The sequence below is a fragment of the Vreelandella rituensis genome (assembly GCF_003336665.1).
GTDB classification, from domain to species: Bacteria; Pseudomonadota; Gammaproteobacteria; order Pseudomonadales; family Halomonadaceae; genus Vreelandella; species Vreelandella rituensis.
Genome location: NZ_QPIJ01000005.1, coordinates 1 through 12,227, shown reverse-complemented (window position 1 = coordinate 12,227; position 12,227 = coordinate 1). Strand labels below are relative to the sequence as shown.

10 protein-coding genes and 6 tRNA genes are annotated in these 12,227 nt (G+C 56.4%); 7 read left to right on the top strand and 9 right to left on the bottom strand.

The features are described from left to right. Nucleotides 1–27: 27 nt before the first annotated feature. The 4 genes from ccoP to ccoN are packed head-to-tail and all read right to left on the bottom strand — an operon-like array spanning nucleotide 28 to nucleotide 3,233. Entirely contained in the window at nucleotides 28–957 is a 930-nt protein-coding gene (gene ccoP, locus DU506_RS04000) for a cytochrome-c oxidase, cbb3-type subunit III (RefSeq protein WP_114485664.1), read from the bottom strand. Then, nucleotides 954–1,175: a cbb3-type cytochrome oxidase subunit 3 gene (locus DU506_RS03995; protein ID WP_114485663.1), complete on the bottom strand. Its 222-nt coding sequence runs from the start codon at nucleotides 1,173–1,175 to the stop codon at nucleotides 954–956. The genes ccoP and DU506_RS03995 overlap by 4 nt, the downstream gene beginning before the upstream one ends. 3 nt (nucleotides 1,176–1,178) lie before the next feature. Next, complete coding sequence (gene ccoO, locus DU506_RS03990; RefSeq protein ID WP_114485662.1) at nucleotides 1,179–1,787, bottom strand: cytochrome-c oxidase, cbb3-type subunit II; 609 nt, start codon at nucleotides 1,785–1,787, stop codon at nucleotides 1,179–1,181. Between the two features lie 18 nt (nucleotides 1,788–1,805). Then, complete coding sequence (gene ccoN, locus DU506_RS03985; RefSeq protein WP_114485661.1) at nucleotides 1,806–3,233, bottom strand: cytochrome-c oxidase, cbb3-type subunit I; 1,428 nt, start codon at nucleotides 3,231–3,233, stop codon at nucleotides 1,806–1,808. Between the two features lie 531 nt (nucleotides 3,234–3,764). On the opposite strand from ccoN, the gene DU506_RS03980 reads away from it, so the two are divergent. The 6 genes from DU506_RS03980 (at nucleotide 3,765) to DU506_RS03955 (ending at nucleotide 4,452) form a co-directional block, all read left to right on the top strand. Continuing rightward, a tRNA-Val gene (locus DU506_RS03980) sits at nucleotides 3,765–3,840 on the top strand. Nucleotides 3,841–3,909: 69 nt separating this feature from the next. After that, nucleotides 3,910–3,986 (top strand) — tRNA-Asp (locus DU506_RS03975). A 46-nt stretch (nucleotides 3,987–4,032) separates the two neighbouring features. Beyond that, nucleotides 4,033–4,109, top strand: a tRNA-Asp gene (locus DU506_RS03970). A 46-nt stretch (nucleotides 4,110–4,155) separates the two neighbouring features. Continuing rightward, nucleotides 4,156–4,232: transfer RNA gene (locus DU506_RS03965), tRNA-Asp, on the top strand. Between the two features lie 63 nt (nucleotides 4,233–4,295). Beyond that, nucleotides 4,296–4,372 (top strand) — tRNA-Val (locus tag DU506_RS03960). 3 nt (nucleotides 4,373–4,375) lie between these two features. After that, a tRNA-Asp gene (locus DU506_RS03955) sits at nucleotides 4,376–4,452 on the top strand. Nucleotides 4,453–4,523: 71 nt separating this feature from the next. Here the strand turns inward: DU506_RS03955 and DU506_RS03950 are convergent. From DU506_RS03950 to DU506_RS03930, 5 genes are all read right to left on the bottom strand, one after another. After that, entirely contained in the window at nucleotides 4,524–4,928 is a 405-nt protein-coding gene (locus tag DU506_RS03950) for a heme-binding protein (protein ID WP_114485660.1), read from the bottom strand. Nucleotides 4,929–5,043: 115 nt separating this feature from the next. After that, nucleotides 5,044–6,276, bottom strand: a complete 1,233-nt coding sequence (gene glcF, locus DU506_RS03945; protein WP_114485659.1) for a glycolate oxidase subunit GlcF — start codon at nucleotides 6,274–6,276, stop codon at nucleotides 5,044–5,046. A gap of 3 nt (nucleotides 6,277–6,279) precedes the next feature. Then, nucleotides 6,280–7,401 (bottom strand): glycolate oxidase subunit GlcE, encoded by a 1,122-nt coding sequence (glcE, locus tag DU506_RS03940; RefSeq protein WP_235825429.1) that lies wholly within the window; start codon nucleotides 7,399–7,401, stop codon nucleotides 6,280–6,282. A gap of 19 nt (nucleotides 7,402–7,420) precedes the next feature. After that, on the bottom strand, nucleotides 7,421–8,920 hold the full coding sequence (glcD, locus tag DU506_RS03935; RefSeq protein ID WP_114485658.1) for a glycolate oxidase subunit GlcD: 1,500 nt from the start codon (nucleotides 8,918–8,920) through the stop codon (nucleotides 7,421–7,423). 159 nt (nucleotides 8,921–9,079) lie between these two features. Beyond that, nucleotides 9,080–10,786, bottom strand: a complete 1,707-nt coding sequence (locus DU506_RS03930; protein ID WP_114485657.1) for an L-lactate permease — start codon at nucleotides 10,784–10,786, stop codon at nucleotides 9,080–9,082. Nucleotides 10,787–11,227: 441 nt separating this feature from the next. On the opposite strand from DU506_RS03930, the gene DU506_RS03925 reads away from it, so the two are divergent. Beyond that, complete coding sequence (locus DU506_RS03925; protein ID WP_114485656.1) at nucleotides 11,228–11,923, top strand: glutathione S-transferase family protein; 696 nt, start codon at nucleotides 11,228–11,230, stop codon at nucleotides 11,921–11,923. Nucleotides 11,924–12,227: the final 304 nt, after the last annotated feature.

The window sequence follows — 12,227 nt, the reverse complement described above, 5'->3', positions numbered from 1 at the left end:
ACCCTTTGGTTAAAAAAACTAATTTAATCAGTCTTGTAGGCGAAAGCTGTAAACGTAAGCCGCTACCAGATGAACCCGTTCTTCACCAATGTAAGAAGCCTGTGCCGGCATGTGACCGTTACGCCCGTTACGCAGTGTTTGACGAACCGACTCCGCGACTTCCTGGCCGGGTGCTAGGTAGAGCCAGATGTCGTTGGTCAAGTTGGGCGCGCCCAAGGCCTGATTGCCGGTGCCGCTTGGCCCATGGCATGCCGCACATACTGATGCGTAGGTGGCTTCACCTTGCTCGGCGCTCTCGGCGTCGTGCTCAAGCCCGGAAAGAGAAAGGACATATTGCGTCAGGTTGCCAATATTGTTCTCTCCCAGCTGCTGCCAGGAAGGCATCAAGCCATTACGCCCATTGTGCAGGGACGTCAGAATGTTTTCCGGCTCACCCCCATATAGCCAGTCATCATCGGTGAGATTGGGGAAACCATACCCGCCCTGGGCGTTGGAGCCGTGACAGACTGCACAGTTATTCTGATAGATACGCTCGGCCACCTGCATGGCTGCTTCGTCTCTTGCCAGCTCAGGGATCGGCACTTCCTGATATTGAGCGAAAATCGGTGTAAAGCGCTCTTCGGCCTGAGCCACTTCCTCTTCCCACTGACCTTCCTGTGACCAGCCCAGGATGCCAGCAAAATTACCCAGGCCAGGGTAGAGCACCAGATAGCCCAGGGAAAATATGATGGTGGCGACAAACAGCTGAAACCACCATTTGGGCAGGGCGTTATCATACTCTTCAATCCCGTCTGCCGCATGCCCTGTGGTTTCCACATTGCCGTCGGCGTCGGGGGTCTTATCGGTGCGGCGGTTAGCGAACAGGATCCATCCGCTGAAGGCAATGGTGCCTAGCGTGATGATGATGATCCAGGCACTCCAGAAGCCGGATAGGGATTCACCCCAGAGATTGCTCATACGTTTTTGTCTCCCCCGTCGTGTCGGGAATTGGTCTGCTCTTCTTGCGCGGCGTGTTGTTTGCGGATTTCTTCTTCATCTTTATCATCAGCGAAGGGCAGGTTAGCCGCTTCGTCGAAATCCGGCTTGCGTCGCTTGGAGTAGGCCCACCAGGTGATGCCGATGAAGGCGACCAGAAGCACAAAAGTGATAAGGCCGCGAAAGGTTCCCGTATCCATAACTTAGCGAGTGCCCTCAAGCACAGTTCCGAGTTGTTGCAAGAAAGCGATTAACGCGGTGATCTCTTGAGTACCCTGAACGTCACGCTCGGCACTCTCGATCTGCTCGTCGGTGTACGGGACGCCCAGAATGCGCAATGTGTTCATCTTGGCGGCCATGTCTTCACCATCGAGAGTGTTCTCGAACAGCCAAGGGTAGGCTGGCATTATCGACTCGGGAACGACGTCGCGCGGGTTATACATATGGGCACGGTGCCAGTCATCACTGTAACGGCCACCGACGCGTGCCAGGTCCGGGCCTGTGCGCTTGGAGCCCCACAGGAAATTATGGTCGTAGACTGACTCGCCAGCCACACTATAGTGACCGTAGCGTTCCGTCTCTGCGCGGAACGGACGAATCATCTGGGAATGACAGCTGACACAGCCTTCCCGGCGATAGATGTCGCGTCCTGCCAGCTCCAAGGCGGAAAGTGGTTCAAGTCCTTCAACCGGTTCCGTGGTCTGCTTCTGGAAGAACAGCGGTACCACCTCCGCCAGGCCGCCGAAGCTGATCGCTACCAGGATCAATACGGCGAGCAGACCGACATTCTTTTCAACAATCTCATGTTTCATTGGTCTTAGTATCCCCGTTTAAGCCGCTTGCGGTGCAGGCTGCTGACGAATGGATTCGCTGCGCTTCACCGTCATGTAGACGTTGTAGGCCATGATCAGCATGCCGGTTACCCAGAACAAGCCGCCAATCAAGCGAACGAAATAGCCTGGACCACTGGCTTCCACGGATTCGATGAAGGTGTACATCAAGGTGCCGTCCGGGTTGATGGCGCGCCACATCAGACCTTGCAGAATGCCGTTGACCCACATGGAGGCGATGTACAGCACGGTGCCGATGGTCGCCAGCCAGAAGTGCACAGCAATCAGGTTGACCGAGTGCATCTGTACCTGGCCGAACAAGCGTGGAATCAAGTGGTACATGGAGCCTATGGTAATCATGGCTACCCAGCCCAGCGCACCAGAATGTACGTGTCCAATGGTCCAGTCGGTGTAGTGGGAGAGGGCATTGACGGTCTTGATGGCCATCATCGGGCCTTCAAAAGTCGACATGCCGTAGAAAGACAGGGCCACGACCAGAAAGCGCAAGGTCGGGTCGGTGCGTAGCTTATGCCAGGCGCCGGAGAGCGTCATCATGCCGTTGATCATGCCGCCCCAGGAAGGAGCAAGCAGGATGATCGACATGACCATGCCCAATGATTGCGCCCAGTTAGGTAGAGCGGTGTAATGCAAGTGGTGCGGGCCGGCCCACATGTAAATCATGATCAGCGCCCAGAAGTGGACGATGGAGAGCCGATAGGAGTACACCGGGCGTTCCGCCTGCTTGGGGACGAAGTAATACATCATCCCCAAGAAGCCGGCAGTAAGGAAGAACCCTACCGCGTTATGCCCGTACCACCATTGCACCATGGCATCGATGGAACCGGCATACACCGAGGTGGAGTACATGGCCGTGACCGGAATGGCTGCATTGTTGACGATGTGCAGCACGGCTACGGTCAGAATAAAGGCAGCAAAGAACCAGTTGGCCACATAGATATGCGACGTCTTCCGTTTCTTGATGGTCATCAGGAATACCAGCGCATATGTCACCCAGACAGCGGCGATCAATATGTTGATTGGCCATTCCAGTTCGGCGTATTCCTTGGTAGTGGTGTAACCCAAGGGTAGCGAAACGACGGCGGAAAGAATGACGGCTTGCCAGCCCCAGAACGTGAATGCGGCGAGCTTGTCAGAAAAAAGACGGACCTGACAGGTGCGCTGGACAACGTAATAAGACGTGGCAAACAATGCTGAGCCACCGAAGGCGAATATGACGGCATTGGTATGTAACGGGCGTAGCCGCCCAAAGCTCGTCCAAGGTAGATCGAGGTTCAGTTGCGGCCATACCAGTTGTGCGGCAAGGATGACACCGATGAGCATGCCCACGATGCCCCATACCACTGTCATGATCGCGAACTGCCGAACTACCTTGTAGTTGTAGGTCGGGTGTTCTAGTGCTGAGTTCATTTGAATGTTCCCATCGAACGCGGTTAGGGGGTAACCCGTAGCATTGTGCCCGGGTGCGGCCACCCGCTTGATGATGCAGGTCAATAAATCCGTCTGGGATTCTATCGCAGCCACGCTGCAAGCTGAACAACCCAATTGGCTAAGTGATTATATACGCAAGCAATAGCATTGGGGTTCGAGACCTGCGGGTGTATTTTTGCGCCACCCTTCATTATTGGCCCACAAGCCTTCCAGACGCCTGGAATCACCGCTATTGCAAGCATTTGCGAGTGTAGCGGTTAAGCGGGGCGCTTGTTATCAATATGTTTTTTTGAAGGCCCCGATGCGGTCTTGGTCGGCCTGCGACAAATTGCCTCCATGATTGTCTTACAGGTATTTCTTCAAGATGATTGACCCGGAGGCTCGTATATTGCATTCTTCACGCGCTCGCAGCAGGCTGCCGAGGCAGGGAAGTAATTCATGACAATAAAATTATCATGAATGTTGACAACGTCCTGATCTTTGGTAGAATGCAGCGCCACGTGACCAGACGGGTGGTTAGCTCAGTTGGGAGAGCACCAGCCTTACAAGCTGGGGGTCACTGGTTCGAACCCAGTACCACCCACCATCACCTAGGTGATGCGATCACGTTGCGGTAGCAAAGAAAAACGTAGTCTGAAGTTTTGATGCATATAGCGGACCGGTAGTTCAGTTGGTTAGAATGCCGGCCTGTCACGCCGGAGGTCGCGAGTTCGAGTCTCGTCCGGTCCGCCAGCATCATCCTCCTAGTCTTGCTTTTCTGAGTGAATTTTCATTATGCGGACCGGTAGTTCAGTTGGTTAGAATGCCGGCCTGTCACGCCGGAGGTCGCGAGTTCGAGTCTCGTCCGGTCCGCCAGCATCATCCTCCTAGTCTTGCTTTTCTGAGTGAATTTTCATTATGCGGACCGGTAGTTCAGTTGGTTAGAATGCCGGCCTGTCACGCCGGAGGTCGCGAGTTCGAGTCTCGTCCGGTCCGCCATGATGAAAGTACCGAATTTGTAGTAGAAAGCCGTAAGAATAGCGTTAAAGAATGCTTATGCGTGGGTGATTAGCTCAGTTGGTTAGAGCACCAGCCTCACATGCTGGGGGTCACTGGTTCGAATCCGGTATCACCCACCACGCGGACCGGTAGTTCAGTTGGTTAGAATGCCGGCCTGTCACGCCGGAGGTCGCGAGTTCGAGTCTCGTCCGGTCCGCCATTTAGCATCCACGAATCTCAAGCCCCGGTTCAGTTATCTGATCCGGGGCTTTCGCTATGGGTGCTTTTCGGTTAACCGCCGACAGCCTTGATGCCTGCCTTGGCCACCTGAGCATCCTGATCCGGCTTCACACCGGAAATACCCACTGCACCGATTACCTGACCATCGATGATGACCGGTACGCCACCTTCGAGCATTCCTTCCAATGGCGCGGAAAGAAACGCATTTCGCCCGCCATTGATCATATCTTCGAAAACCTTGGTTTCCTTGCGCCCGATAGAAGCGCTACGCGCCTTTTCGGTGGCTACGTAAGCGCTCATGGGGGCGGCATTATCCAGGCGACGCAATCCCAACAGATGGCCACCATCATCAGTGACCGCAATAGTCACCGGCCAGCCGTTGCTGTCGGCTTCCTGTTGGGCGGCATCCAGCATGGCGGTGACATCGGCTTGGGACAAAACGGATTTGGTCTGCATGAGAGTTTCCTCTTGATGATTGATTGTAGATCATGGGTGGTGAGCAAATGCCCGGAAAGTCGATGCCGGTGCGACTCGCAGTTGAGTCATGCCGGCATCGAATTTGAAACCAAGGTCAGGTAAGGGCGGCATCGACTACTTCGATCCAGTGGCGTACCGATGTGCGGTTAGCGCCGGCAAGGTGTGTCTGACAGCCGATATTGGCGGTAACGATCATCTCCGGATTGCCGGCTTCCAGAGCATTGAGCTTGTTGTCACGCAGTTGGGTGGCAAGTTCCGGCTGGGTGACCGAGTAGGTGCCAGCTGAGCCGCAACACAAATGGGCATCCGCCACCGGTGTCAGCGCAAACCCCAGGCGTGTGAGTATACCTTCCACGGCACCACTCAGTTGCTGGGCATGCTGCAGGGTGCAAGGGCAGTGAAATGCCAGGCGCTGAGTGTCGCCTATCTCGAACGTTTCCAGATTCTCGTCACGCAATACTTCCACGAGATCCTTGGCCAGCTCGCTCACGCGTTGGGCCTTTTCGGCATAGGCGGGGTCGTCTCGGAGCATATAGCCATATTCCTTGACGAAGGCACCACAGCCACTGGCAGTCTGAACGATACTTTCAGCCCCTTGTTCGATATGCGGCCACCAGGCGTTGATATTGGCACGCATGCGGTGACGGCCGTCTTCTTGTGCGTTGAGGTGAAAGTCGATAGCACCGCAGCAGCCGACTTCATTGACTGGCGTGACGCTGATGCCCAGGCGGTCGAGCACGCGCGCCGTGGCGGCGTTGGTGTTGGGCGAAAGCCCGGGTTGCACGCAGCCTTCCAGCATCAGTACACGGCGGCTATGCGTTTGTGTATCCGGGCGCTGTCCTGCATCGGCGGGTTTGGGGGGCATCTTGTTCTGCAGGACGCCGGGAACCATTGGCTTGAAGGTCTGGCCCAGTTTGAGCAATGCCTGAAAACGCTTGGGTTCGACCAAGGCTTTGCGTAATCCAAAGCGCAGCATTCTGTCCGCGGCCGGGCGGGGAACGCGACGATCGATTTCGGCGCGTCCGATATCCAGAAGTTTGTGATACTCGACCCCGGAAGGGCAGGTGGTTTCACAGCTGCGACACGTCAGGCAGCGGTCCAGGTGCAGGCGAGTCTCTTCCGTGACCTGGTCGTCGTCCTCAGCGCTTTCCAACAACTCCTTCATCAAATAAATGCGCCCGCGCGGGCCGTCGCGTTCATCGCCCAGCAACTGGTAGGTGGGACAGGTAGCATTACAGAAGCCGCAGTGCACACAGGTGCGCAGAATGCGATCGGCTTCCTGGATGTGCGGTTTCTGGCGGTCGGCATCGGTAAATTGCGTCTGCATGGTTCAAAACTCCGCGTAGAGACGGCCGGGATTGAAGATGGCATAGGTATCGAGTTCGCGCTTCAGGTTACGATGATACTTGGCCACCACCGGGTTGAGCGGCGTGAACGGCTCGATAGCGCCCCCGTTCTGGTGAGCGGTGTAACAGGTGGCATGACCACCGGCTTCCTGACACAGGCGCCTTAACGTCTCGGCATCAACAGAGGTTTTCACCCAGCGCTGGCTGCCGCCCCAGTCGTAAAGCACCTCGTTTTCCTGAACGCCGGGTAGCGCCAAGGTGCCGCTATTGGGAGGTAGCGACAGGCGCCACAGGGCTTTATCGCCGGTCCCTTGGAAAAAACTCAGAGAATGATCACGCAATTCTTGCCAGAAGGAGGCATCCAAGGAGTCACCACCCAGGCGTTCATGGGTGGCCTTGACCGAGCTTTGCCCCCCTTCCAGGCGTAAATGTAAGCCTCCGTCATGCCAGGCGGCCGCAGTGATCGGTAGCGGTTTTCGCCCCAGCTCGGCGAGTTTTTTCAAGGCTTCGTCAATGGGCATTGTCAGGCGCAGGCTGTGAGTCGCGTTGGGCCGGGGCAATACCTTGAAGGAGATTTCACTGAGTACCCCCAGTGTTCCTTGGGCGCCTGCCATCAAACGTGAAAAGTCGTAGCCGGCGACGTTCTTCATTACCTCGCCACCAAAACGCAGCAGTTTGCCTTCCTGAGTGATGACGCGGGTGCCGAGCACAAAATCACGCACAGCGCCCGCCCAAGGGCGCCGAGGGCCGGAAAGGCCGGTTGCCACGGCGCCGCCGATGGTGCTGGCTTCACCGAAGCGAGGCGGCTCGAAAGGGAGCATTTGGTTATGGTGGGCCAAGGCGGCTTCCAGGTCGCTCAGGCGTGTGCCGGCGCGCACGGAAACCACCAGTTCGACAGGGTCGTAATGCACGATGCCGCGATGCTCTAAGGTCGACAAGGCCCGACCTTCCACTGCTCGCCCATAGAAAGCGCGTGTATCACCCCCCACAATGCGCAGCGGTGAGCGTTCACGATAGGCTTGTCGCACTTGCTCGCACAGGGTCTCGGCATTGTCCTGCTCGGTCATGTCTGGGGCGTGGGGTAACGGCTGGTTGGTGTTGGTCATGATCACTCCTGCAGGCCATTCAGAAACGGGGCAGTTCCGGGTGCGGCAATTCATTGTTGTGCACGTGCATGGCGCCGAACTCGGCACAGCGCGCCAGGGTGGGAATGTTCTTGCCGGGGTTCAGCAGGCGTTTTGGGTCGAAAGCTGCCTTCAAGGCATGAAAAACCGTCAGCTCATCGGGTTTGAACTGGCTGCACATCTGATTGATCTTTTCACGTCCCACACCGTGCTCCCCGGTAATAGACCCACCGGCAGCCACGCACAGTTCGAGTATCTTGCCCCCGACATCTTCGGCGAGTTCCAGTTCGCCTTCCTGGTTGGCATCGAACAGGATCAAGGGGTGCATGTTGCCATCGCCAGCATGAAAGACATTGGCCACGCGCAGGCCGCTTTCTTCGGACAGTGCCGCAATGCCCTTGAGCACCCGGGGTAGCTCGCGACGCGGAATGGTGCCATCCATGCAGTAGTAATCCGGCGACATGCGCCCCACGGCTGGAAAGGCGTTCTTGCGCCCGGCCCAGAACTTGGCACGTTCGGCATCGTCGCGGGCCTGCTGAATGTCGGTGGCGCCGGCAGCTTCGAGAACGCGGCGTACCGTGGCGCAGTCGTCATTGACATCCTCTTCCACACCATCCAGTTCGCAGAGCAGAATGGCCTCGGCGTCCACCGGATAGCCCGCCCGAATGAAGTCTTCGGCGGCGCGAATGGCCAGGTTATCCATCATTTCCAGACCGCCGGGAATGATGCCGGCGGCGATGATATCGCCTACCGCACGGCCGGCCTTTTCAACGTCGTCGAAGCTGGCCATCAGTACCTTGGCGGTTTCCGGCTTGGGCAGCAGCTTGACGGTAATTTCGGTGACTACGCCGAGCATGCCTTCGGAGCCGTTCATCAGTGCCAGCAGGTCGAATCCCGGCGCATCCAGGGCTTCCGAGCCCAGGGTCATGGGTTCGCCTTCGATGGTGAGTATGTCCAGACGCATGACGTTGTGCACCGTGAGGCCGTACTTCAAGCAGTGCACGCCACCGGCATTTTCCGCCACGTTGCCGCCAATCGAGCAGGCGATCTGGGAGGAGGGGTCGGGGGCATAATAAAGCCCGTAAGGTGCGGCCGCCTCGGAGATGGCCAGGTTGCGTACCCCCGGTTGCACGCGCGCCAGGCGGGCATCCGGGTCGACGCCAAGAATCTTGCTGAAGCGCGACATCACCAGCAGCACGCCCTTTTCCAGGGGCAGGGCGCCACCGGAAAGGCCGGTACCCGCGCCCCGGGTCACCACTGGTACACCCAGATGGTGACAGCGCTTGAGAAGCGTTTGTACCTGTTCGAAGGTTTCCGGCATCGCCACCAGCATGGGAAGTACGCGATAGGCCGCCAGGCCGTCGCACTCAAAGGGGTGCAGGTCTTCTTCGCGATGCAACAAAATCAAGTCAGGGGAGGCGTTCTGAAGGTCGGCCAGTACTTCGGCCTTGTCGATAACAGTCAGTTCACCGTCTAGGCGCTCGTCGAAGTGAATATTCATGGCAACTCCTGAAACCGAAGAGGGCGGGACGAAATGAACGCCACCGCCCTGTAGGGTATTGTTTCATGGAAAAGGTTTCCATAATTTATTTGAAGAATTGCAGGAGGAAACCTTTTGCATGAAATCGCCGGGATAGTGATATCCCGGCGATTTGCCCGTTTAGGAACTCAATGCGCGCATGAGCGGGTCGCTGATACCCACCCCATACAACACGATCATGGCGAGAATGCCACTGGCGATGAGGTAATAAAGCGTTGGCAGGATGGTCTTGCGAATCGTCGTACCTTCACGCCCCAGCAAGCCAACCGTCGCTGATGCCGCCACCACATTGTGAATGGCGATCATGTTGCCCGCCGCTGCCCCGACGGCTTGCAGTGCCACCATCATGGCAGTGGAAACTCCCAGCTGCTGAGCGATATTGAACTGGAATTCAGACAACATCAGGTTGGACACGGTGTTGGAGCCGGCGATAAAGGCTCCCAGAGCTCCCACGGTCGGCGCGAAGAACGGGTAGATGTCTCCCACGCTATTGGCGACGAATTGCGCCATGGCCACCGGCATGGAGACCAGATCCGCCGCGTTGACGCCGGAGTTGATCAGGATGCGCACCATCGGAATGGTGAAGATCAGTACGAAGCCGGCACCCAGAATGGTCTTGGAGGAATCGCTGAAGGCATTTTTCAGTTCGCCCAATTTCATGCGGTGCAGTAACGCAGTGATCAGAACCACGATCAGCAGGATGCCGCCAGGCAGGTAGAAGGGCTGAATGCTGCCCGAAACGCCTGCCTCTCCCAGAATGTTGCTCCAGCCGAAGGCGAACGAGGTCAAGGCGTCCCTGAGCGGTTCGATGACGCGTGAAGCGACCAGAAAAACAGCCAATAGTACGTAGGGTACCCAGCCCATGAAAGTGGAGATCGGTGCCTTGCCTGCGATGTCGTCCATCTTGATTTCCAGCTTGCCGATCCACTCGTCAGGCCAGGACTTACGATCTGGGAAGTCCCAGGTGTCCTTGGGAATCAGGAAGCCGCGACGAGCCGCGGGCACGACGATTGCCAGGCCCACCATGGCGCCGATCATCGACGGGAATTCCGGTCCAAGAAATACGCCTGCGAGCATGTAGGGCACCACGAAGGCCACGCCGGCGAAGATCGCGAAGGGGGCGATGGAGAGTCCTTCTTTCCACGAACGGTTGGCGCCGAAAAAGCGCACCATGATGACCACCATGATCAGCGGCATCAGCACACCCACGATGCCGTGAATCACCGCGACTTCAGCCGCGATCAACCGGAAGTACTCAAGCCAGGTATAGCCACCCTCGGCGAGCTGCTGGGTAATGCCTTCGCGGTTGATGCCACCGCTCACCCCCACCACGATAGGCGTCCCTACGGCGCCGAAGGAAACCGGTGTCGACTGGATCATCATGCCCACGACGACTGCCGCCAGGGCGGGAAACCCCAAGGCGACCAACAACGGCGCTGCTACCGCGGCTGGCGTTCCGAAGCCGGAAGCCCCTTCAATGAAACAGCCGAACATCCAGGCAACAATGATCGCCTGGACGCGGCGGTCCGGGCTGATTCCGGAGAAACCTTTGCGAATCGCAGTGATGCCGCCGGAATGTTTCAAGGTGTTGAGCAGCAGAATAGCCCCGAAAATGATCCACAATATCGCCACCGTGAGCAGCAGCCCTTGGAGGGTGGAGGCCAGCACACGTGTGAAAGTCATTTCCCAGGCCAGTAGGCCGATCAATGCTGTGACTACGAAGACGATCGGCATGGCGGTCTTGGCCGGCATGCGTAGTCCAATCAACAGCACCCCAGCTAGTACCAGGGGTACAAAAGCAATCAGTGCAAGCGTTGTTTCATTCATGGGAAAAACTGCCCCTTGTTATTTATCGGTAGGCTCCGCGATGACCTCGGCGCCGTAAAGACAGCAGCCAGGCCAGGCTGAAAGATACGTATCGCTTATCAGCTTGACTACTATTGGAAAATTGGTATGACCAATATTTTGGGCGCCTGGACCTATTGAACATCAAGAGAGTTTCTTTAATATTATGATTTTTATGTTGTTTACTTGGATTTATCGGCATTGAATCATGCTGTGTGCCTTAGACTAATAGACAGCCCTTGAACGCTATTTTACCAGCTATTTTGTACGCTCTATTTTCGACCCCTCCTTTCCCTGGCTCTGTTTGCGTGCCTGCCTGCATATGCAAAGCAGGCCGGTGAAGACAAATGGAGATATTGATGCCATCCAGGCCTTTGTGCGACAAATGAACGGTAATTCCACCCCTGAGAACAAGGCATTGTGATGACTCGAGTACTTTATGACCTCTGCGGTCGAGATGAGCGGCTACGTTTTTCCCCTTATTGCTGGCGCGTACGTATGGCGCTGGCTCACAAGGGGCTGAGTTTTGAAACCCGCCAATGGCGTTTCAATGACAAGCAGGCGTTGGCCTTTGCCGAGCATGACAAGGTGCCGGTGCTGTGCGATGGCGAAAAGGTGGTGTCCGACAGTTTCGACATCATGCGTTACCTGGACCAGGCTTACCCTGAATTACCCGTATTGGGAGAAGGTTTAGCTCAATCACGGGTACTTTTCTTCAAGCATTTCGTGGAACGCAGCGTCACACCTGCCTTGTTTCGAATTGTGGTCATGGACTTATTGGCCGCCATTCACCCCGATGACCGAGATTATTTCCGCACCACACGCGAAGCGCGTTTCGGCTGTCGTCTGGAAGAGTTTCATCAGCCCGAGCAGGGGCGTGCGCAGCTCAAAACGCTATTGGCACCATTACGTGACCAGTTGCGGGGCACTGATTTCATCGATGGTGATGTGCCGGCTGGCGCGGACTATCTGATGTTCGGCAGTTGCATGTGGGCCTATAGCGTTTCACGTGCCGACTGGGTGAGTGCTGGAGACCCAGTGGATGAATGGTTCAAGCGCATGTTGACGGTGCACGATGGCGTGGGGGCCAAGGCTTTCACGATTCGAGACCTGGATTAAGCCATCGACAGTCGATGATTCAGGCAGGTGTAATAAAGCGATAAGCGCGGAAGCATATGTTTGAACAAAATCCTGCCGCATTCTGCGATTCGATTCTTTGAATGAATCGTCGGAGGGTTCAATTACTATGATCAATTGCTCAACACCCAGATTGATGCAATGCGGGCTTGCACCGACATGTCCACCCGGGTTATTCACGACGCAGGCCTGAAAACGAAGATAGCGAATGGTAACCTCTATAAAAATCAGTACGTTCCGGCAAGAACCTGATGCAAGAGGACCATTCGCTATGGGTGAAAGATTA